This is a genomic window from Kribbella sp. NPDC050459 (assembly GCF_040655315.1).
In the GTDB taxonomy this organism is placed as follows: Bacteria; Actinomycetota; Actinomycetes; order Propionibacteriales; family Kribbellaceae; genus Kribbella.
Genome location: NZ_JBFAJQ010000010.1, coordinates 191,308 through 209,672, shown reverse-complemented (window position 1 = coordinate 209,672; position 18,365 = coordinate 191,308). Strand labels below are relative to the sequence as shown.

Sequence of the window (18,365 nt, the reverse complement as noted above, 5' to 3'; positions counted from 1 at the left end):
CGCTGTCGGTGGGGTTGTCCCCCGAATCAACCCTGAGTGAGCGGTCAGGCGGGGACCGAATGCAGGTCGTCGGCCACCGCGCCGGCGAGCTGCTGGAACGCCTTGCGGAGCTTGCTCGACCTGGCGGCCTCGGACAGGCTGCGCCCGTGCGCCACGGCGGTGTCCACCGCACCCAGGTCGTACGGCAAAAGGGCGGCGCGGTCGACACCGGCATACTGCCGGAGCGCGTCCAGGGCCGCGTCGGCGGGCGATCCGCCGAGCGAACCGGAGCGCAGCCGGTTCACCACGACGCGCGTGGTGACGGACGGTACGACGGCGTGCAACTCGTGGACCGCCCGGATCAGGCGGGTCAGGCCGACCGGGTCCGCCGTACCGACCACGACGACCTCGTCGGCCTCCTCGAGCGTGGCGATGGTCGCCCCGTTGCGGCGCGGCGCCAGCGAGTCGAACGAGATCTCCTCGTCGGTCTCGACACAGAACCCGGCGTCGATCACCGTGATCGGCGCCAGCGAGCGCGCCGTCGACCAGATCGCCTCGACGGCCGCGGGCCGCAGCTCGGTCCAGCGGTCCGCGCGGCTGAGTCCGGTCAGGACGAGCAGGTGCGGGTTCAGCTCGCGGGCGTGCCGCGCGAGCGTCGTCACGTCGAGCGAACCGTTCGACGCCGAGCGCGCCGCGGCGGCCAGGCCGGAGGTCTCGTCGAGCATGCCGAGCATCTGGGCGACGGTCCCGCCGTACACGTCGACGTCGGCGAGGAGAGTCGGCACGCGGCGCACCGCCAGCTCGCAGGCGAGGTTCACCGCGACGGTCGTCCGGCCCGGCGCGCCGGTCGGGCCCCAGACCGCGACCAGCCGGCCGGTGCCCTGCGGGAAGGCGGGCGGTTGCGGGTTGGCCGCGGCCTCCGGGGTGAGCGGCACGAAACCGCCCGCGAAGTGCGAGCTCGTGATCGGAGGGCCGGACTCGACGGCGTCGGCCACCGCGCGGCCGAGGTCCGCCGGGCTCACGTCGGCCGGCAGGATCCGCTCGATCCCCATCCGGCTGAGCCGGTCCTCGGCGCCGAACGGCGCGCCGGTCTCGGTCGGGTCGACCAGGGCGAGCACGGCGATGCCGCGGGCGTGCAACGCGGCGACCGCATCGGACGACAACCGCGGCAACGCGTCGGCGAGCAGGACGGCACGGGCCTGACCGCTCGCGGCGGCCGCCATCACGTCCGCGATGTCGACACAGCGCCGGACGACGCGGATCCCGGGCGCTCGCTCGGTACGCCGGACGACGTCGGCCTCCCATGGCGCCCCCGTGACGGCCAGCAGGACTGGGACCGACATCAGCCGTCCTTCCGGACCAGGGTCGGCTCGCCCGCGCTGATCGCGGTGAGGGCGGCCGGGATGCGCGGCAGGTCGGTCGAGGCGAGGGCGATCGTCACCTGCCGGCGCGCCGTGCTGCCCGCGACCCCCTTCACCGAGTCGATCTGCAGCACGCGAACGCTGCTCCACAGCGGCCGCGCGGGCTGTCCTTCGGTCTTCGGCACCACCCAGACGTCGACCACGTCGCCCGGCGCGGTGTCGGACGGCAGGCGGCCGGAGGCCACCGAGAGCGGGAACTCGGTGCGGTCCTGGTCGGACGCGGTCACGGCGGCGTCCTTCGGCACGAACTCGCCCTGGCCGACCGTGCGACCGACGACGAGCCCCTTCAGATCGGCGTCGGCCGACAGATAGCGCTTGGAGTCGTCGCCGCTGGTGAACCGGACCCGGACCGTGGTCAGGTCGTCGTCGGTCAGCGGGGTGCCGGTCTTCAGCTCGTGCTTGGCCGCCCAGATCGTGGTGGTGTCATCGGCGGACGACAGCAGTTTTGCGCCCGCCAGCGCGGTGACGGCGACCAGCAGCACGCCGAGCACCAGGCGGCCGTCCTTCCAGCGCGCCTTGCGGTTGCGCTGGGCCGGAGCGGACGGCGCCCCGAAGCCACTTCGCACTGCTGTCTCGACCACGTCGTCTCCCCAGTCGGTGGATCGGTGTCGGCCGACATTCTGCCTGGTCGCCGATCGCACGGTGAACGGTCATCCACAGGCTGTCACAGCCTGGGGACAAACTCGGTCATCCGTTCGCCAACCGTGGCAAACTGAAGGAACCAGCCACTATCCGAAGGAGACGACGATGCCGGGACCGCGATTCCTCCAGCTCGCCGACGTCGCCGAGGTCCTGAACATCTCCGCGAACCAGGTTTACGCGCTGGTCCGGCGCGGTGACATCCCGGCGGTGAAGATCGGCGGCCGCGGGCAGTGGCGCGTCGAGGCCACCGAGCTCGAGAAGTACATCGAGCGGCTCTACACCGAGACCAAGCAGTTCATCGACACCCATCCGTTCGGCGAGGAAGCCGACGCCACGGAGGACGCCCACCTCTGACCCCAAGCTCTCCCGGCGGGCTGGCGCCGGGGGGCGAAGAGAGTCAGCGGCGGCGGAGGGCTCGGAGGGCCTGGGTGGGGACCAGGCGGACGTTGTAGACCTCGGTGCGCCGCCGCGGTGCGTCGAGCGGGTGCTCGGCGATCTCCAGGAAGTCGGCGCCGACGCGGTCGATCGTGCCGGTGACCGGACCGCCGCCGCTGCAGAAGAGCGTGACCGGTGAGCGATCCCGGGCGATCCCCCGCAGCAGGTGCGCGAGACCGAGCTTGCCCTCGACAGCCCCGACCGCCGGCTCCGCCCACGGTCCGAGGCGGTGGACCGCGATCAGCGCGTCGACCGGGATCAGCCACTCCTCGTAGCGCTCGGTCTCGATCAGCAGGCAGTCCTTCCCGACCCGGCTGAGCTGTCCGCGCACCGGGTCGGCGTCGTTCAGCTCGACGCGGACGACGGTGTCCACCGCGCCGCGGAGTCGGTCGAGCACCGTGATCTTCCCGACCTCGGCCCGGATCCGATCGGCCACCTCGCCGTACAGGTCACTGTCCTGGAGCGCCTCGAACTGCGACTCCAGGTCCGCGAACAACGCATCCCACCGCATGAGCGTGAACCTACCGGTCGCGGGTGCCGCCCGGCCGTCACTGTCCGCAGCGGAAACCGACGCTGCGTGGGTTAAGGACTTGCAAAGTCGGCGTAGAACCGGTCTATAGTGGTCAAGTCCAAGCAAACTAACGCAAACTCATAGGTCGGGAGCGAAGCGGGATGAACGCGATGATCCGGGTGGTCAAAGGCACGCTCGCGATCGTCGCGCTGGCCGGCGTCGGTCTCCTGCTGCGGTGGATCACCGCCGGCTCGATCACCGACCTGCGGACGTACGACCTGGATTCGCTGACCGTCCTCGCGGTCGGGACGATCGCCTGGATCGCGTACGGCTGGCTGGTGCTGGCCGTGCTGCTCACGGTCCTCGAACAGGTCCCCGGCACGATCGGCACCCTGTCCGGCGCCGTAGCCGGCCGGATCACCACCAAAACCGCCCGGGCCCTCCTACGCTCCGGCCTGGGAGTAGCCGCCGTCACCCCCCTCACCGTCGGCGTAGCCCAAGCCGCCCCCACCGACACCGCCCACGTCCGCCAGTGGACGCAACCCGCCGCAAACTTCCGCGCCACCGAACCACGCTCGACCGTCGAACTCGGCAGCTCAGGCCAAGCCCACACCGACTACCGCGCCACCGAACGCGCCTCGACCGTCCAACTCGGACCGGACACCAGCACCCACCACACGAACACCGGCAACACCACAGCCGCCCAGACCACCACCAACGACCGCGCCACGGAGCCACGCTCGACCGTCGAAACCGGTAACTCCGGCCAAGCCCACACCGACTACCGCGCCACCGAGCCTGCCTCGACCGTCCAGCTCGGGCCGGAGGCCGGCACCCACCGCACGAGCACCGGCGACACCACAGCCGACCACTCCGCCGACGACTTCCGAGCCACGGAGCCACGCTCGACCGTCGAGCTCGGTAGTTCCGATCAGGCTCACGCCGACCGCCGCGCAACCGAACCACCGTCCGGAGTCCGCCTTAGCTCCACCCCCACCCCGCCGGACGACCCCGCCCCGAACCGCCCAGTCGATCCCGGCAACTCCAGCAGCACGACGCAGAAGCCGGGCAGGACGGAGCGGCCGACGAGCGGGGCGCGGGTGGGAGTACCGGATCGGCCGGCCGACGGTGCGCCCACCCGATACACCGAACTGCGACCGACCGTCCCGGTGCGTGTCGTCGTACGGGAAGGCGACTCGCTCTGGAAGCTCGCCGCCCGCGAACTCGGGCCGGACGCGACGGCGGAAGCGATCGCCGCACGCTGGCCGGCCTGGTACGCCGCGAACCGCCACGTGATCGGGAACAACCCCGACCTCATCTACCCCGGGCAGGTCCTCCGCATCCCACCCACGCCGACCGGCGACCACCTCCCGCCCCATCACCAGGAGCAGTGACATGAGCCAGCCCCACAACCTCCAGCCGGAAGATCTCCCCCTGGACGACGTACACCCCGCTGCTCCCCTAACCGCCGTCCCCACCCCCACGACGGACACCACCGACACCGCACACACCGCAGGCACGGCCGGCGCCGCAGACGCCCGCCCGAAACCGACCCGCACCCGCGACGTACACCCGGCTGCTCCGCGCACCACCGTCCCCACCCGTACGACGGACACCGCAGGCGCTCGCCAAGACCCGACGCTCACTCGCCCGGACACACCGGAGGTTCAGATGGCCGTCACCCCAACCACGCCGACCACCTCAACCACGCCGACAGCGCGGCCCGCGTGGGCGGTCGCGCCGGCCGCCGTGGGAACCGTCGGGGACGCTCGGCAGATGCTTGCCGAGGTCGGCCGTCCTCGCCTCGCGTCGGTCGGCGGCGACGCGCACGGCGTGCCGGCCACGACGCGGTACGCCGATCAGCTGACGGACGGGGCTCTCGCGCTGCGCCTGGAGGCCGTACGGCGGCTGGGCATCGCATCGACGCCGGTCTCAAATGAGCCGAGCGACGCAGACGCGCCGGGTGTCGCCGGTGAGCGAGAGAAGGGCCGGAAGCTCAGCGTGGTGCCGGAAGCTGCTGGCGCCACGCACGCGGTCGCGGCGCCTGGGCAACCTGACGGGGCCCAGGCGCCGCTCAAGACAACCGCCGGCGCCAAGGCAACGGCAGCCAAGACAACCTCCGTCAAGACAACTTCCGCCAAGACAGCCGGCACGACACCCACCACGACGCCCGGCACGACAGGCGGCAAGGAAACCGGCGCCAAGGTCGCGCGGCCGGGCGGGGTTCCGGGGAGGGAGGCGCCTCGGCTGCCGGAGGTGCGGGCTTGGAGTGCCCGGTTGGCTCAGGCGATTTCCGAGGTGCTGGCCGGGGACCGGCCGATCTCGCAGCTGGTGCGGTTCGCCGACGATGCGGTCTTCATGGAACTGAACCGGCGGGTGCGGCTCCTGGGGCTGAACTCGACCGCCGGCACCCGCGGGGCGAAGGAGAAGAGCGTCGTGCGCTCGGTGCGGGTGTTCATGCCGGAGCCGTTCATCGCCGAGGTCGCCGCACATGTACGCCACGGCAGCCGCTCCCGCGCAGTCGCCTTCCGCCTGGAAGTCCGCCGCAACCGCTGGGTCTGCACCGCCCTCGAACTCGGCTGAACTCCTCGGCAACCGCTCAAACGCGCTCGCCTTCTGGAGGTTCGTCGAAACTGCTGAGTCTGCATCGCTCGGCTGGACGTCGAGCTTGGGATCACCCGTGCGAAAGTCGGCTGAACTCGCGGCTCCACCCCGGCGTCATACCGGGCGCAATTTGATTGTGGTGGTTCTGTCATGTGGTTGGGGTCCCGGCGGCGTACGGTGGCCGGGGTCGTCTGGGTTCGGGGGAACGAGGATGTCGGAGAGCACAACCGCCACGTCGGCGTGGCAGGTCGGTGTGCGGGAGTTGAGTGTGGCCGAGCAGGCGCGCATTCTCCCGGCGGTACGGCGGCGGCGCTGGAGTGAGCGTGTGCGTCTGCTGTACCCGTTGGCCGTTCGCTACCACCGCGCCGTGAAGCGCCTGGACTGGATGACGTCCAGCACGCCGTACGCCGCAACGCGCGACGTGAAAGACCTGCCGGTGCGGATCAAGCGGCACAAGTCGTTGCTGCTGCGACAGCTCGGCGAGACCGAGATGTGGATGCAGCACAACAAGGTCGCGAACCTGAAACTCGCCTGCGCGCAGGTCGACGGACTGTTGATCCGCCCCGGCGAGACGTTCTCGTTCAACAAGGTTGTCGGCAACGCAACCCGCCGCAAGGGTTATCTGAAAGGCATGCGGCTGTCGAACGGCCAGGCCAAGCCAGGCATCGGCGGCGGCATCTGCCAGCTCGCGAACCTGCTGCACTGGATGGTCCTGCATTCGCCGTTGACCGTGACGCAGCGGTCCACGCACAGCTTCGACCCGTTCCCCGACAACGGCCGGGTGCTGCCGTGGGGCGTGGGCTGCAGCATCGTCTACAACTATGTGGATCTGCAATTCCGCAACGACACCGACCAGACGTTCCAGCTGCGGGTCGGCGTCGGCGATCGCTACCTCGAGGGCGAGATCCTGGCCGACGTCCCGGCCGCGTCGTCGTACCGGGTGTTCGCCAAGGACGAGCGGTTCCTCCGGGTCGGCGCGGAGTACTTCCGCCGCAACGAGATCTGGCGCACCGTCATCGACCGGCGCACGGGGACGGCGGTCCGCGACGAGCTGGTCCGCGAGAACGTTGCCCTGGTCAAGTACCTGCCGGTCGACGTACCGGTCCTGGACGTCCTGGCCTGAATCACTCGAGCAGCGCGCACCCGTACTTCTCGAACAGCGCCGCGACGTCGCCGGAGAACCCGCCGTGCAGCTCGCGCAGCATCGCGTGTGTGGTCGCCGACATCACCAGCACGTACCGCGCCGGCTCCTCGCCCGGGTTCCCGAACGTGTGCGGCACGCCGCGCGGCCCGATGATCCCGGACCCGGCCGGTACGTCGTAGTCCTCGCCGTCGATCCGCATCCGCATCGTCCCGGAGAGCACGTACCAGGCCTCGTCGTCGGTGTGGTGGACGTGCAGCGGCGCCTGCCACGCCACCTCGTCCGACGTGCGGCCGTCGGCCTCCCACTCGGCGAGCACCAGACCGGACCCCTCGGGCGCGATCGTACGGCCGAGCAGCGGAACCCCTGACAGATCGTCTCGACGCGTCACACCGTCTCTGATGCCCGAACACGCCGTCGCCAAACTGTCGGTGGCGCGTTGCAGACTGGAGAGGTGACTGTGGCCGTCGAGCCGTACCGGGAGCGCCCCGCGCGCATCGCCGGCGCCGACCTGTGGACACGGACGGCGGAAGGCGGTGAGTTCCGGATCCTCCCCGACGGCTGCATGGACCTGCTGCTGATGGACGACGACCTGATCGTCGCCGGCCCGGACAGCCGCGCCTGGACAGGCTCCGCGCCGCGCGGCACGCGGTATGCCGGGATCCGGTTCGCGCCGGGTGCCGCGCCGGGATTCCTCGGCGTCCCGGCCCGCGAGTTGCTGAACCAGCGGGTCCGCCTCGCCGACCTGTGGTCGCCGAACCGGAGCCGGCGTCTGCTGGACCGGATCCGATCGGCCCCCGATCACGCGACAGCGCTCGACCTCGAGGTCGCGAGACTGCTCGAGGAGCCGACGGACCGGCTCACGACGCACGTACTGCGCAGTGTCCGCGGCGGTCTGCTCCGTGGCACGGCCGGTGTGGCCCGGCTGGCCGGGACGATCGGCCTGAGCGAGCGGCAGCTGCACCGACGCTGCCTGGACGCATTCGGGTACGGGCCGAAGATGCTCGACCGGGTCCTCTGGATGAACGTCGCCCTCGACCACGCCCGCACCGGACTCCCGCTCGCCGACGTCGCCGTGCTCACCGGGTATGCCGACCAGGCCCACTTCTCCCGCGATGTGAAAGCTCTCACCGGTCTGCCACCGAAGATCCTGCTGGGCTGAGACACTGCTCTGCATGACCGAAGTCGGTACGACGACGTTGCGGCACAATCCGCTCAACGCGGTGACGGCGAACGTCGAACGGGTGACGTACGCCGACGGCCGGACCGCCGTACGCAAGGAGCTCCGGCGGCCCGCCGACTCGTCCGGTCCGTGGGCCGCGTCGACCGACCCGCGGCACTGGAACTACTGGCGCCGCGAGCTCGAGGTCTATCGCGACGACGAGCTCCGCGAACAGCTCGCCGACGCCGGACTGGTGCTGCCCGCGGCGCAGACCGAGGACCAGCGGGACGGCGCCGTCTTGCTGATGGAAGACATCGACGGTACGCCGGGCACGCACTTCAGCCTCGCGGAGCACGCGGCGCTCGCCCGGGCCTGCGGTCGCTGGCAGGCCCGCCCCGCGCCCGAGCGGCCGTGGACGTCGATCGGTTTCCTCCGCGACTACTCGACGACCCGCGACGTGCCGTGGCACCTGATGACCGACGACGCCGCGTGGCAGCAGCCGCTGATCCGCGAGACCTGGCCGGCCGGACTCCGCGAGGCCTGGACCGGACTGCTGGTCCATCGCGACGCCCTGCTCGACCTGGTCGCGAGTCTCCCGCGGGCCCGCTGCCACCTCGACTTCTGGGTGTCGAACGTGATCCAGCGACCGTCCGGCGAGCTCGCGCTGTTCGACTGGTCGTTCCTCGGCGACGGGGCCCTCGGCGAGGACATCGGCAACTACATCCCGGACGCGGTGTTCGACCTGTTCTGGCCGGTCGAGCGCCTGCCCGAGCTCGCCGAGACGTGCATCGCCAACTACCTCGACGGCTTGTACGAGGCAGGCTGGCGCGGCGACCCGGACGACGTACGGCTCGCGGTGATGGCGTCCGGCGTGAAGTACGCGTGGCTGCTGCCAGGCCTGCTCGGCCGCGCCTCGGACGCGACGCACAACGCGTATCACCGCCAGGTCGACAGCCGGTATCTGTTCCACCAGCGCGGCCAGGCACTGCTGTACCTGGCCGACTGGTGTGCGGAGGCGCTCAGCCGAGCACGACGGTGAACCCACCCGGTACGACGAGTGGAGTGCCGCGGGCAACCAGCCGACCGCTGGAGTCATACGAGTAAGCATGCTTGCCGGCATCGACCACCCGCGGACGAGTGTCGACGCTCACCAGAAGCGTCGCCGATCCGATCCTGAGGCTGCTGATGGTCGGAAGCAGCAGTACTGCATCCACCTGAGCCGTGCCTGTTGACTGCGCGCTGAGCGTGGTCGCGTCGGCAGGCAGCGGTTTGGCGAGTGTCAGCGGCTGAAGAGCACCGGGTGCCGCGGAGATTCCTTGCGGGCCGCAGCTGTGGGTCAGCGTGCCGAGCGTCAGCCCAGCGCTCGTCCAGGTGGTCTTCGCCGGGTCGGGTGTGTCGACGAGATTGACGACCGGGAGCACCAGTCGCGGCTGCGTCGACGCCGGCAGCGTCCAGGTCGCCGTACTGTCGAGGGACAGGTAGGCGCCGTTGCTCCACTGGGATTCGCCGGTCCAGGCCGAAGGTGGAGTGACGACCGCGCCGCCGGTGGCCGATTCCGCCTCGACGACGTGCAGGCCCTCGTACGCCGTTTCGCCCGACAGGCGAGCGACGTCTGGATGGGCGTCGAGGGCGAGCATCGAGAGCTGGCCGTGGATCGTGGACTCGGCGCCGGAGTTGCGGTTGATCACACCGTCGCCGGAGATGCCGTCGTACGTGCGCCCGGTGGCCGCGTCGTACATCGGTTCGGCGGCGCGGTTGGCGCCGAAGTACCAGGCGGCGGCGAAGGCGGCGAGGTGTTTCTGGCCGGGGCGGTCGATCGCGAGCAGTGCCTGCAGGCGCGCGTCTACGCCGTACGCGATCTGGGTGCGGTCGATCGGGACTGGTAGCCAGCCGTTGTCGGGGCCGCCTGATGTGAGCAGGAGCGGCGTGAAGCCTGCCGTGTCGCCGATGGCCCCTGTGAGCAGGTCGGGATCACCAAGGGCGGCAGCGGCGGCAGCGAGAGCCGAGGGCATCTGGGCGCCCCACGCGTGCCAGTCCGAGATCGACTCACCCCAGGGGAGGATCGCCCGGAACGGCCATTCGCGGGTCGATCCGGCCTGCATCTCCGCGATGCCTTGGGCGAAGCGGCTCAGGGCTCGACGCGCTCCCGGCGATCCGCCTGCCTCGACGTACGCCGAGAGCCCGAGGACCGCTTCGGACGTGGCGTCGGCGCCGTTCACGATCAGCCAGGCAGGGAGCTTGCGGCCGTCGACCACGTTGTACTGGCCGTAGCGGGTCAGGGCCTGACGCTCCAGCGCGGCGATCGCCAGCTCGAGCCGTTCGCGGAGGAAGTCGGCGAAGGCCCGGTCGGCGCGGCGGAAAACGCTGTATCCCTCTCCCAGGGCCCAGACCGTGCGGGCCAGCCAGTACGACGGGCCGGAGTCGGACGGATCGGGCAGCTCGACCGGTTCGGCACTGGGGTTCAGGGCGCCGTCGGGTTGCATCCACAGAACGACGTTTCCGTTGGGCGACTGCAGGAAAGCGAGTGCTCGCAGCAGGTCGCGGGCAGCCTGGAGCGAACTCGCCTGGTGGAACAGCGTCCAGTGCCGCAGGTAGACGACGGCCGCCCGGGCGATGTCGTCCGCGTTGTACGCGCCCTGCCCGTAGGTGTTCGTCGCGGGATCGTAGGTGCCGCCACCGATCCGCTGGTAGGAGCCGTCGGCCTGGCGGTCGGCGTACGTCCACAGAACGCCGAGCGGAGCGGAGCCGTAGGTGGTGTGGCCGGCAGCGGGCGGCGGCGAGACCGACTCCCGGAGATAGTCGACGTGGGCGAGGTTGGACAGGCGGGTGGGGGTGGCCGCAGCGGGGACCGTGACCGCCGAGGCAGCGGCCACCGCGAGTGCTCCGCCGAGGACGGTGCGGCGGGTCGGATTCATGGCAGGCGATCCAATCTGGCCACGCCGATCGCGGCGTCGGCCATGCCGTAGAAGACGTACTGCACGCCGTCGACCTTCTCGATCGCGGTCGGGAAAACAACGTTCCCCACCGTTCCGACTTTTTCCTTCTCGGTTTCCGGGACAAGCAGGGGTTCGGTGCTGCGGGCAACCACCCGGGTCACGTCCGCGGCGTCGAGGATGAGCGCGCCGGCCGCGTAGCAGACCTTCTGGGTGGTTGGGTCGAAGCCTTCGGGCTGCTCGCCGGTGACGCCGTGGTGGATCACCAGCCAGCCCTCGGGGATCCGCAGCGGCGCCGGCCCGGCGCCGATCTTCAGCTCCTCGAAGGGGTACTCCGACATCGCGACCAGCCGGTGCTGCCGCAGGTGGACGAGGTTGCGCAGGTCCTCCTCGACCGCCGCCACCGGGACGAACGAGACCCAGATCCCCGGACGGTCGTCGGTGACGCCGGCCGGCAGGTGGACGCCCTCGCCCTCGCGGAACCAGCCGAGGTCCCACATCGGCCGGTGCAGCATCGCGTACGCCGGTTCGCCGTCCGGACCGGGCACCGGCTCAGGGAAGAAAACGGTGTCCTTGTTCGGGAACAGGTTCAGGTCGGTGTCCAGGTCCGGCTGGTACTCGAAGTGCAGCGGCCCCAGCCGCCGCCAGTCCCGCAGGTCCGACGAGACCGCGAGGGCCGGCTTCGGCCCGAGTGGACCGTAGGCGACGTACGTCATCACGTGCAGGCCGAGCGACGGGACGAACGTGACACGGGGATCCTCGACGCCCGCGTTGTTCTTGCCGCGCTCCCAGCCTTCGTCCGGTGCGAGCACGACACCTTCGCGCCGGACGCCGACCGGGACGCCGTCGGTCAGCTCGACCTCGGCCAGGCCGACGCGCGAGATGTTGCCGCTGGCAACCAGCCGCGGCAGCAGGTACAGCCGGCCGTCGGGGGTGTGCCCGGTGGCGGGGTTCAGCACCCCCTCCGCCTCGAGCTCGTTGCCCGGCTCGGCCGTCATCAGGACTCCGACACGGGTGAGAGTGTAAGGAACAGTCACGGAAAAGCCCCTTCAGAAACTCGGCATGGCGGTTCTAGCCTTTGACGCCGGACGACAGGTTCGTCGAGATGAACCGGCGCTGGAAGACGATGAACAGGGCGACCGCGGGCGCGGCGAGCACGCAGGCGCCCGCGAGCACGGCGCCGAACGGGTTCGCGGCGCGGGCGGACACCGTGGTCAGGTAGTTGGACAGCGAGACCGCGAGCGGCTGCAGGTCCTGCTGCTTGGTGATCAGGAACGGCCACAGGAACTCGTTCCACGGCCCGATGAACGTGAGCAGCACGCCGGTCAGCAGCGCGGGCCGGACCAGCGGTACGGCGACCCGCCAGAGGATGCCCAGCTCCGACGCACCGTCGATCCGGGCGGCGTCGAACAGTTCGGCCGGCAACTGCAGGAAGTACTGCCGGAACACGAAGACCGCGGTCGAGTTGATCAGGAACGGCAGGGTCATCCCGAGATAGCTGTCGGCCAGCCCGTAGCTGCGCACGATCAGGACGTAGAGCGGGATCGTCAGCAGCTGGAACGGCACCACCTGGATGAGCAGCATCAGGTTGAACACGAGCCCGCGGCCGCGGAACCGCAGCCGCGCCAGCGCGTAGCCGGCGAGGACCCCGAACACGAGGGTGCCGAGGATGACGCCGCCGGTGAAGATGCCGGAGTTGAGCAGCGAACGGCCGAGGTGGATGGCGTTGTTGATCTCGGCGTAGTTGTGGCCGGTCAGGTTGCCGGGTGACGGAAATGCTCCGGAAACCGTCGGATCCGGTTCGGCCTGCAGGGAGCCGATCAGCATGTAGTAGAACGGAAACAGGAAGACGAACGCCCCGATCAGCAGCGCGACGAACTTGAGCTTCATCAGTCCTCCTCCCGCCCGACGAACCGCCGCTCGAGCAACGCGAGCACCAGCACCCCGATGACGAGCAGCACGCCGATCGCCGACCCGATGTCCGGATTCCCCTGCTCGATCCCGCGCTGGTACATGATCAGCACCGGGGAGGCGGACGCTCCGTCCGGTCCGCCGCCACCGGTCAACAGGTAGGGCTCGGTGAAGAGGTTCGCGCCCGTCACCGTCGCGACGAGCACGACCAACGTGGTCGCCGGCCGCACCCCCGGAACGGTCACGTTGAGAAACGATTTCCACCGCCCGGCGCCGTCCATCGCCGCCGCCTCGTAGAGGTCCTTCGAGACGTTCTGCAGCGCGGCGAGGTACAGCAGGATGAAGAACCCGAGCTGTTTCCACGTCACGTAGATCGCGACCGTCGGCATCGCCAAGGACGAGTTCACCAGCCAGGACGGATCGGGAGCCAACGGCCCCAAAACCGAATTGACCAGCCCGTTCGAGTTGAACAGGAAGAGCCAGACGCCGACCACCGCGACCGACGCGGTCACATAGGGCACGTAGTACGAGACCCGGAAGAACGTCCGCCATCGGATCGCCGCGTTCAGCGCGTTCGCCAGCCCGAGCGACAGCACGACGGTCAGCGGAACATTGATCACCAGGAAGACCAGCACGTTGCCGAACGCCCGCCGGACCGCCGGATCCGACAACACCGCCACGTAGTTGTCGAACCCGACGAACGGCCGGTCCACGATCGCGCCGGGCGCGGCGAAGAAGTAGTCGTGGAACGACATGTACACCGCGAACCCGAGCGGATACGCGAACACCGCAGCCAGGAAAACGACGTACGGCGTGACGAACGCGGTCCCGACCGGATGCTCACCCAGAACGCGGGCGACGAGTCCGCGTCTCGCCGAATGGTCTGACAAGCGGATCAGCCGTCCGCCGCGAGAGGCCACCACGAGGCACTCCTTTCGGAGGTCGAGAACTGTCGGCGTCGTCTGATTGGATCCCTCACATGTCCCGGTTCCGGCTGTACCCCACTCCGCAGCAGGAGGCTGCGTTGGCCGCGCACTGCGGACACGCCCGGTACGTATGGAATCTGGCTCTGGAGCAATGGTCGATGTGGACCCGTGACAAGGGACCGACACCCAGGTACGCCGAGCAAGCGCGGCAACTGACTGAGGCGAGAGCGGTATTCAGCTGGCTGCGGGCAGGATCGCAAACTGTGCAACAACAGGCACTCCGGGACTTCGACCAAGCCACCAAGAACTTTTACGCGGGCACCCATCGGCGCCCGAACTGGCGGCGGGCCGGACAGCATGAGGGGTTCCGCATCGTGGGTGGTCAGGCCACCCGGATCGTGAAGCTGAACCATCGGTGGGCGGCGGTCAACGTGCCCAAGGTCGGATGGGTGCGGTTCAGACGGTCCCGCGCCATACCAGACGCGAAGTCGTACCGAGTCACCTGCGACCGGGTGGACCGGTGGCATATCGCCTTCGCTGCCATACCCGAATCGATCCCCGCGCCGGGGACAGGTCAGCACGTCGGCATAGACCGCGGCATCGCGGTGTCGGCCGCCTTGTCTACTGGCGAGCAACTGCTGTGTCCTCGTCCCCCGAAGACCGAGCAGCGACGGATCGACCAGTTGCACCGGCGTTTGGATCGCTGCAAACCGGGTTCGAACCGTCGGCGTCGTGTGAAGGCCGCGATCGCAAAGCTGTTTGCGCGCGCTCGCGACAGACGCAGAGACTGGGTAGAAAAGGTCACCACCGACCTGGCTCGACGGTTCGACATCATCCGTGTAGAGGATCTTCGTATTGCTCAAATGATGAAGCGACCGAAGCGCAAGCCCGACCCCGCGCGGCCGGGCAAGTACCTGCCGAACGGGCGCCGAGCCAAGGCGGGGTTGCACCGAGGAATTCTGCTCAATGCCTGGGGCACCTTGGTACGTCGTCTCGACGAGAAGGCCCCTGGGCGTGTCGAGCGGGTGCACGCTGCGTACACATCCCAAACCTGCAGTTGCTGTGGGCATTGCGCACCGGAAAACCGTGAGAGCCAAGCGGTGTTCCGATGCGTCGCCTGCGGGCATCAGGCCAACGCGGACGTGAACGCAGCGATCAACATCGCGGCCGGACGGGCCGTCAGCGCACGTCGAGGGACGCCTCCACCGGTCCCGCTGAAGCGTGAACCTCAACTCACTACCTCCGCGTAGAAGTTGGAATCCCCGTGCCTCATCCTGCGGGGAGGACGTCAAGACTGCTTGACGAGTTGGTCGACCTTCTGTGCGGCGCCGTCGAGGGCCTGGCCGACGTCCTGCTGGCCGAAGATCACGGACTTGGAGTAGGCGTCGCGGAAGGTCTGCCAGATCGTGATCGAGTTCGGCACGTTCGGCACCTCGACGGTGCGCGAGGCCTGGTCGGCGAAGGTTTTGTAGTCCGGGTTCTTCGCGAAGTAGTCCGCGTACGTCGAGGCGACGTCCTTGCGCAGCGGCATCTGCCCGGTCGCGGCCAGGAACTTGCCGTCCTGGTCCTTGCTGGTCGCGAACTTCAGCACGTCCGCCGCCGTCCCGCGGTTCTTGCAGGCCGAGTACATCGCGACGTTCTTGGCGTCGGAAAACGTGTGAATCTCGGCGGCCGGCTTGCCCGCGGACGTCGGCACCGGGACGACGCCCCAGTCGACCTTGCCCTTGTACGTCGCGATCGCCCACGGACCGACCACGGCCATCGCCGCGGTGCCGTCCACGAACGCGTCCCCGGTGTACTTCTCCGGCGACGCCAGCTTGTCGGCGTACATCGTCCGCCAGAACTGCGCGACCTTCTTGCCCTCGTCGGACGCGAACGTCGCCTTGCCGTCGGCCACCAGTTGCTTGCCGCCGCTCTCGGCCGCGTACAACGGGTAGAAGTCGAACCAGGACTGGTAGAACTCGTTGCTCGGCGCCGGGTAGATCGCGAACTTCGCCGCCTTCGACGCCACGATCTTGCGCGACGTCGCGAGGAACTCGTCGTAGGTGGCCAGCGACGGGTTCGTGATGCCGGCCTTCGCGAACACCTTCTTGTTGTAGAAGATCATCACCGGGTTCGACTTCCACGGCAGCTGGTAGTACTTGCCGTCCGGTGACTTGTACTGCTGGGCGACGTCCCCGGAGCGCTCCTCGATGTAGGACGCGTCCAGCGGCACCAGTCCGCCCTGCTTCTGGAACTGCGACACCGACGCCGGTGAGGTGTTGAAGATCAGGCACGGCGCGTTGCCTGCCGTGATCGCGGCGCCGATCACCTCTTCGGACGACTTGCCGGTCGGGATCTCCTGCGCGGTGATCTTCTGGTCGGCGTGCTCGGCGTTCCAGGCCGCGACCATCTGCTTGCCCCAGGCCACTTCCTCGGCGTTGTTCGAGTACCAGATCGTGATCGGTCCGCGGGCCTTGGCCGCGGCGTCGGCGTCACCAGCGCCGTCACCGCCGCTCCCGCACGCGGCGAGTGAGCCGGCCAGAACCACGGCCAGCAGTCCAGCTTGCAACTTCATAAGGGGTTCCTCCTAGGCAGGGGGTGCAGCAGTGGAGCGCCGTACGACGAGTTCCGCGGGCGGGAGCTCGACGTCTGGTACGTCGGTCTCGCCGTCGACGACCCGGTTGAGAGTCCGGGCGGCCGTCTCGCCGAAGCGGAACGGGTCGGCGCGGACCGTGGTCAGACCGGGATGCACGTACTCGGCGAGCTCGCTGTCGTCGAAGCCGGCGATGCTCAGGTCGTCCGGCACCGTCAGGCCGGCGGCCTGGGCGGCGCCCAGACCGGCGATCGCCATCCGGTCGTTCGCATAGACGATCGCGGTCGGCGGCTGCGGCAGCGCGAGCAACCGCCGCGTCGCCTCGATACCGCCGGCCGCGGTGAAGTCGCCGTTCTCGACCGCGACCGGCTCCAGCCCGGCGGCAGCCAGCGCCTCGACGAAGGCGGTGGAGCGGGCCGTGGCGTGCACGAACGCGGGTGGCCCGGCGACGTGCGCGATCCGGGTGTGCCCGAGCTCGACCAGGTGCTCGACGACCGCCCTCGTGCCGGGCCGGTCGTCGAGGGTGACCGCCGGGAACGGCGACTCGCCGTCCGGCCGGTTCAGCGTGACCGCGGGCAGGCCGAGCTCGACGAGCAACTCGATCCGCGGATCGTCGTGCCGGAGGTCGGACAGGAGCACCCCGTCCACCCGCGCGTCCTGCGCGAGCCGCTGGTAGCCGTCCGCCTCCGAGCCGTCGGCGACCACCTGCAGGACCAGGGCCTGGCCCTGCGTCGACAGCACGCTCTCGACCCCGGCGATGAACGCCGGGAAGAACGGGTCCGACGACAGCACGGCCGGATCCCGGGTGATCACCAGGCCGAGCGCGAACGCCTTCGAGACCGACAGCGACCGGGCCCGGTTGCTCGGCCGCCAGCCCAGCTCGTCGGCGGCCGCGAGGATCTTGTCCACGGTCGCCTGCGCCAGCCCCGGCCGCCCGTTGAGCGCGAACGACACCGATCCCTTGGACACGCCGGCCCGGCGCGCCACATCCGCGATTGTCGGCCGCTTGGTCACCCGAGATCTCCTTTAAACCGGTTTAAAGAGCATCTAAACCGGTTAAAACCTAGGCTGTCAAGCTCTCGATCGATGCGCAGTACCGCAATCTGCGGGCAGTTCCGCGCACTCGTTTGCAGCCGATCGCTTGACGGCCGCGGCCGGCGAGGGATTGACTGGTCGGCAGCGACGCACCCAGCCGGTACCAGGCCGACGGCCTGAAGTCCGGTTTTCCGGCGCCAGGGTGGCGAGAAACCCGAGGCGGGGTCGCGTCCCCGGGACCGATGGAGCAATCGTGTCCAGACTCACCCGCCGCCTGCTCGGAGCAGTCGCGGCCACCGCCCTCGCAGTCGCCGTCACCATCACCGCCTCCACCCTCACCCGAACCTCCGCCGACGCGGCCGTCACACTGCCGCCGGCACACGCGAAGTTCGACTACCAGATCGGCGGCGCGTACACCCCGCCTGCCGGAGTCCAGGTGGTCACCCGCGACCGGACCGCCGCGCCCGCCGCGGGCCTCTACAACATCTGCTACGTCAACGCCTTCCAGGTCCAGCCGGGCGAACAGGGCCAGTGGGCCGCCGACCTGCTGCTCCGCGATGCCAAGGGCAACCTGGTGATCGACGAGGACTGGGGCGAACCGCTGCTCGATCTCCGTACCGCCGACAAGCGGACCCGGATCGCCGCGAAGGTGAACGGCTGGATCGACGGCTGCGCCGCCAAGGGCTACCGGGCGATCGAGCCGGACAACTACGACAGCTACACCCGCTCGAAGAACCTCCTCACCGCCGGGCAGGCCAAGGCGTACCTGACCCTGCTGGCCACCCACGCTCACAGCAAGAGCCTCGCGATCGGCCAGAAGAACACGGTCGAACTGGCCGGCGCGCGGACAGCGGTCGGCCTCGACTTCGCGGTGGCCGAGGAATGCGGCCAGTACGACGAGTGCGGCGACTACGTCGATGCCTTTGGCAACAACGTGATCGTGATCGAGTACACCGACAGCGGCCGGCGGACAGCGTGTTCGCAGTACGGCGGAACGCTCTCGATCGTGCAGCGCGACGTGGACGTCTCCGTCCCGGGCGACCCCGGGTACGTCCGCAAGACCTGCTGAACTCCTTTCGTCCACACCTTT

The 18,365-nt window shown here is 69.5% G+C and carries 18 protein-coding genes; 8 read left to right on the top strand and 10 right to left on the bottom strand.

The genetic code is table 11. The features are described from left to right. Positions 1-44: 44 nt before the first annotated feature. The gene (locus tag AB0I12_RS29065; protein ID WP_359935418.1) at positions 45-1,322 is read right to left on the bottom strand and encodes a hypothetical protein; all 1,278 of its coding nucleotides are present in this window, start codon (positions 1,320-1,322) and stop codon (positions 45-47) included. After that, positions 1,322-1,981, bottom strand: a complete 660-nt coding sequence (locus tag AB0I12_RS29060; protein ID WP_359935417.1) for an SAF domain-containing protein — start codon at positions 1,979-1,981, stop codon at positions 1,322-1,324. The genes AB0I12_RS29065 and AB0I12_RS29060 overlap by 1 nt, the downstream gene beginning before the upstream one ends. Before the next feature lie 166 nt (positions 1,982-2,147). Between AB0I12_RS29060 and AB0I12_RS29055 the strand changes: the two genes are divergently transcribed. Further along, a complete protein-coding gene (locus tag AB0I12_RS29055; protein WP_359935415.1) occupies positions 2,148-2,396 on the top strand; it encodes a helix-turn-helix domain-containing protein in 249 nt (82 codons plus the stop codon). Between the two features lie 43 nt (positions 2,397-2,439). On the opposite strand, the gene AB0I12_RS29050 is transcribed toward AB0I12_RS29055, so the two are convergent. Then, positions 2,440-2,988: a hypothetical protein gene (locus tag AB0I12_RS29050; RefSeq protein WP_355696749.1), complete on the bottom strand. Its 549-nt coding sequence runs from the start codon at positions 2,986-2,988 to the stop codon at positions 2,440-2,442. A gap of 161 nt (positions 2,989-3,149) precedes the next feature. On the opposite strand from AB0I12_RS29050, the gene AB0I12_RS29045 reads away from it, so the two are divergent. The 3 genes from AB0I12_RS29045 (at position 3,150) to AB0I12_RS29035 (ending at position 6,715) form a co-directional block, all read left to right on the top strand. Beyond that, complete coding sequence (locus AB0I12_RS29045; RefSeq protein ID WP_359935413.1) at positions 3,150-4,382, top strand: LysM peptidoglycan-binding domain-containing protein; 1,233 nt, start codon at positions 3,150-3,152, stop codon at positions 4,380-4,382. A gap of 1 nt (position 4,383) precedes the next feature. Then, positions 4,384-5,571 carry an Rv3235 family protein gene (locus AB0I12_RS29040; RefSeq protein WP_359935411.1) on the top strand — a complete coding sequence of 396 codons (1,188 nt, stop codon included), beginning with the start codon at positions 4,384-4,386 and terminating at the stop codon, positions 5,569-5,571. Positions 5,572-5,803: 232 nt separating this feature from the next. After that, on the top strand, positions 5,804-6,715 hold the full coding sequence (locus AB0I12_RS29035; RefSeq protein WP_359935409.1) for a VanW family protein: 912 nt from the start codon (positions 5,804-5,806) through the stop codon (positions 6,713-6,715). 1 nt (position 6,716) lies between these two features. Here the strand turns inward: AB0I12_RS29035 and AB0I12_RS29030 are convergent, their stop codons facing one another. Then, positions 6,717-7,124, bottom strand: a complete 408-nt coding sequence (locus AB0I12_RS29030; protein WP_359935407.1) for a cupin domain-containing protein — start codon at positions 7,122-7,124, stop codon at positions 6,717-6,719. A 63-nt stretch (positions 7,125-7,187) separates the two neighbouring features. Between AB0I12_RS29030 and AB0I12_RS29025 the strand changes: the two genes are divergently transcribed. Together AB0I12_RS29025 and AB0I12_RS29020 are read left to right on the top strand one after the other, a co-directional pair. Further along, the gene (locus AB0I12_RS29025; RefSeq protein WP_359935405.1) at positions 7,188-7,895 is read left to right on the top strand and encodes a helix-turn-helix domain-containing protein; all 708 of its coding nucleotides are present in this window, start codon (positions 7,188-7,190) and stop codon (positions 7,893-7,895) included. Between the two features lie 13 nt (positions 7,896-7,908). After that, complete coding sequence (locus tag AB0I12_RS29020) at positions 7,909-8,934, top strand: aminoglycoside phosphotransferase (protein ID WP_359935403.1); 1,026 nt, start codon at positions 7,909-7,911, stop codon at positions 8,932-8,934. Here the strand turns inward: AB0I12_RS29020 and AB0I12_RS29015 are convergent. From AB0I12_RS29015 to AB0I12_RS29000, 4 genes are read right to left on the bottom strand one after another with little or no spacing between them, the layout of a single operon-like run. Next, entirely contained in the window at positions 8,915-10,810 is a 1,896-nt protein-coding gene (locus tag AB0I12_RS29015; protein ID WP_359935401.1) for a hypothetical protein, read from the bottom strand. The genes AB0I12_RS29020 and AB0I12_RS29015 overlap by 20 nt on opposite strands. After that, positions 10,807-11,865 (bottom strand): glycosidase, encoded by a 1,059-nt coding sequence (locus tag AB0I12_RS29010; protein ID WP_359935399.1) that lies wholly within the window; start codon positions 11,863-11,865, stop codon positions 10,807-10,809. The genes AB0I12_RS29015 and AB0I12_RS29010 overlap by 4 nt, the downstream gene beginning before the upstream one ends. 34 nt (positions 11,866-11,899) lie before the next feature. Continuing rightward, positions 11,900-12,718, bottom strand: a complete 819-nt coding sequence (locus AB0I12_RS29005) for a carbohydrate ABC transporter permease (protein ID WP_359935397.1) — start codon at positions 12,716-12,718, stop codon at positions 11,900-11,902. Beyond that, positions 12,718-13,662: a sugar ABC transporter permease gene (locus AB0I12_RS29000; protein ID WP_359935395.1), complete on the bottom strand. Its 945-nt coding sequence runs from the start codon at positions 13,660-13,662 to the stop codon at positions 12,718-12,720. The genes AB0I12_RS29005 and AB0I12_RS29000 overlap by 1 nt, the downstream gene beginning before the upstream one ends. 56 nt (positions 13,663-13,718) lie before the next feature. Here AB0I12_RS29000 and AB0I12_RS28995 point away from each other — a divergent pair, with 56 nt between their 5' ends. Continuing rightward, positions 13,719-14,915, top strand: a complete 1,197-nt coding sequence (locus AB0I12_RS28995) for a transposase (RefSeq protein ID WP_359935393.1) — start codon at positions 13,719-13,721, stop codon at positions 14,913-14,915. Positions 14,916-14,953: 38 nt separating this feature from the next. Here the strand turns inward: AB0I12_RS28995 and AB0I12_RS28990 are convergent, their stop codons facing one another. Further along, positions 14,954-16,222: an extracellular solute-binding protein gene (locus AB0I12_RS28990; protein WP_359935391.1), complete on the bottom strand. Its 1,269-nt coding sequence runs from the start codon at positions 16,220-16,222 to the stop codon at positions 14,954-14,956. Positions 16,223-16,234: 12 nt separating this feature from the next. Beyond that, on the bottom strand, positions 16,235-17,254 hold the full coding sequence (locus AB0I12_RS28985) for a LacI family DNA-binding transcriptional regulator (protein ID WP_359935389.1): 1,020 nt from the start codon (positions 17,252-17,254) through the stop codon (positions 16,235-16,237). A gap of 274 nt (positions 17,255-17,528) precedes the next feature. On the opposite strand from AB0I12_RS28985, the gene AB0I12_RS28980 reads away from it, so the two are divergent. Further along, positions 17,529-18,344, top strand: coding sequence for an endo alpha-1,4 polygalactosaminidase (locus AB0I12_RS28980; protein WP_359935387.1), 816 nt, complete (start codon positions 17,529-17,531; stop codon positions 18,342-18,344). Positions 18,345-18,365 lie beyond the last annotated feature (21 nt).

Bases quoted from the DNA above. Each gene is read 5' to 3' on its own strand.
- AB0I12_RS29065 (WP_359935418.1), bottom strand. From the start codon at position 1,322: ATGTCGGTCCCAGTCCTGCTGGCCGTCACGGGGGCGCCATGGGAGGCC.
- AB0I12_RS29055 (WP_359935415.1), top strand. From the start codon at position 2,148: ATGCCGGGACCGCGATTCCTCCAGCTCGCCGACGTCGCCGAGGTCCTG.
- AB0I12_RS29050 (WP_355696749.1), bottom strand. From the start codon at position 2,988: ATGCGGTGGGATGCGTTGTTCGCGGACCTGGAGTCGCAGTTCGAGGCG.
- AB0I12_RS29045 (WP_359935413.1), top strand. From the start codon at position 3,150: ATGAACGCGATGATCCGGGTGGTCAAAGGCACGCTCGCGATCGTCGCG.
- AB0I12_RS29040 (WP_359935411.1), top strand. From the start codon at position 4,384: ATGAGCCAGCCCCACAACCTCCAGCCGGAAGATCTCCCCCTGGACGAC.
- AB0I12_RS29035 (WP_359935409.1), top strand. From the start codon at position 5,804: ATGTCGGAGAGCACAACCGCCACGTCGGCGTGGCAGGTCGGTGTGCGG.
- AB0I12_RS29020 (WP_359935403.1), top strand. From the start codon at position 7,909: ATGACCGAAGTCGGTACGACGACGTTGCGGCACAATCCGCTCAACGCG.
- AB0I12_RS29015 (WP_359935401.1), bottom strand. From the start codon at position 10,810: ATGAATCCGACCCGCCGCACCGTCCTCGGCGGAGCACTCGCGGTGGCC.
- AB0I12_RS29005 (WP_359935397.1), bottom strand. From the start codon at position 12,718: ATGAAGCTCAAGTTCGTCGCGCTGCTGATCGGGGCGTTCGTCTTCCTG.
- AB0I12_RS28995 (WP_359935393.1), top strand. From the start codon at position 13,719: ATGTCCCGGTTCCGGCTGTACCCCACTCCGCAGCAGGAGGCTGCGTTG.
- AB0I12_RS28990 (WP_359935391.1), bottom strand. From the start codon at position 16,222: ATGAAGTTGCAAGCTGGACTGCTGGCCGTGGTTCTGGCCGGCTCACTC.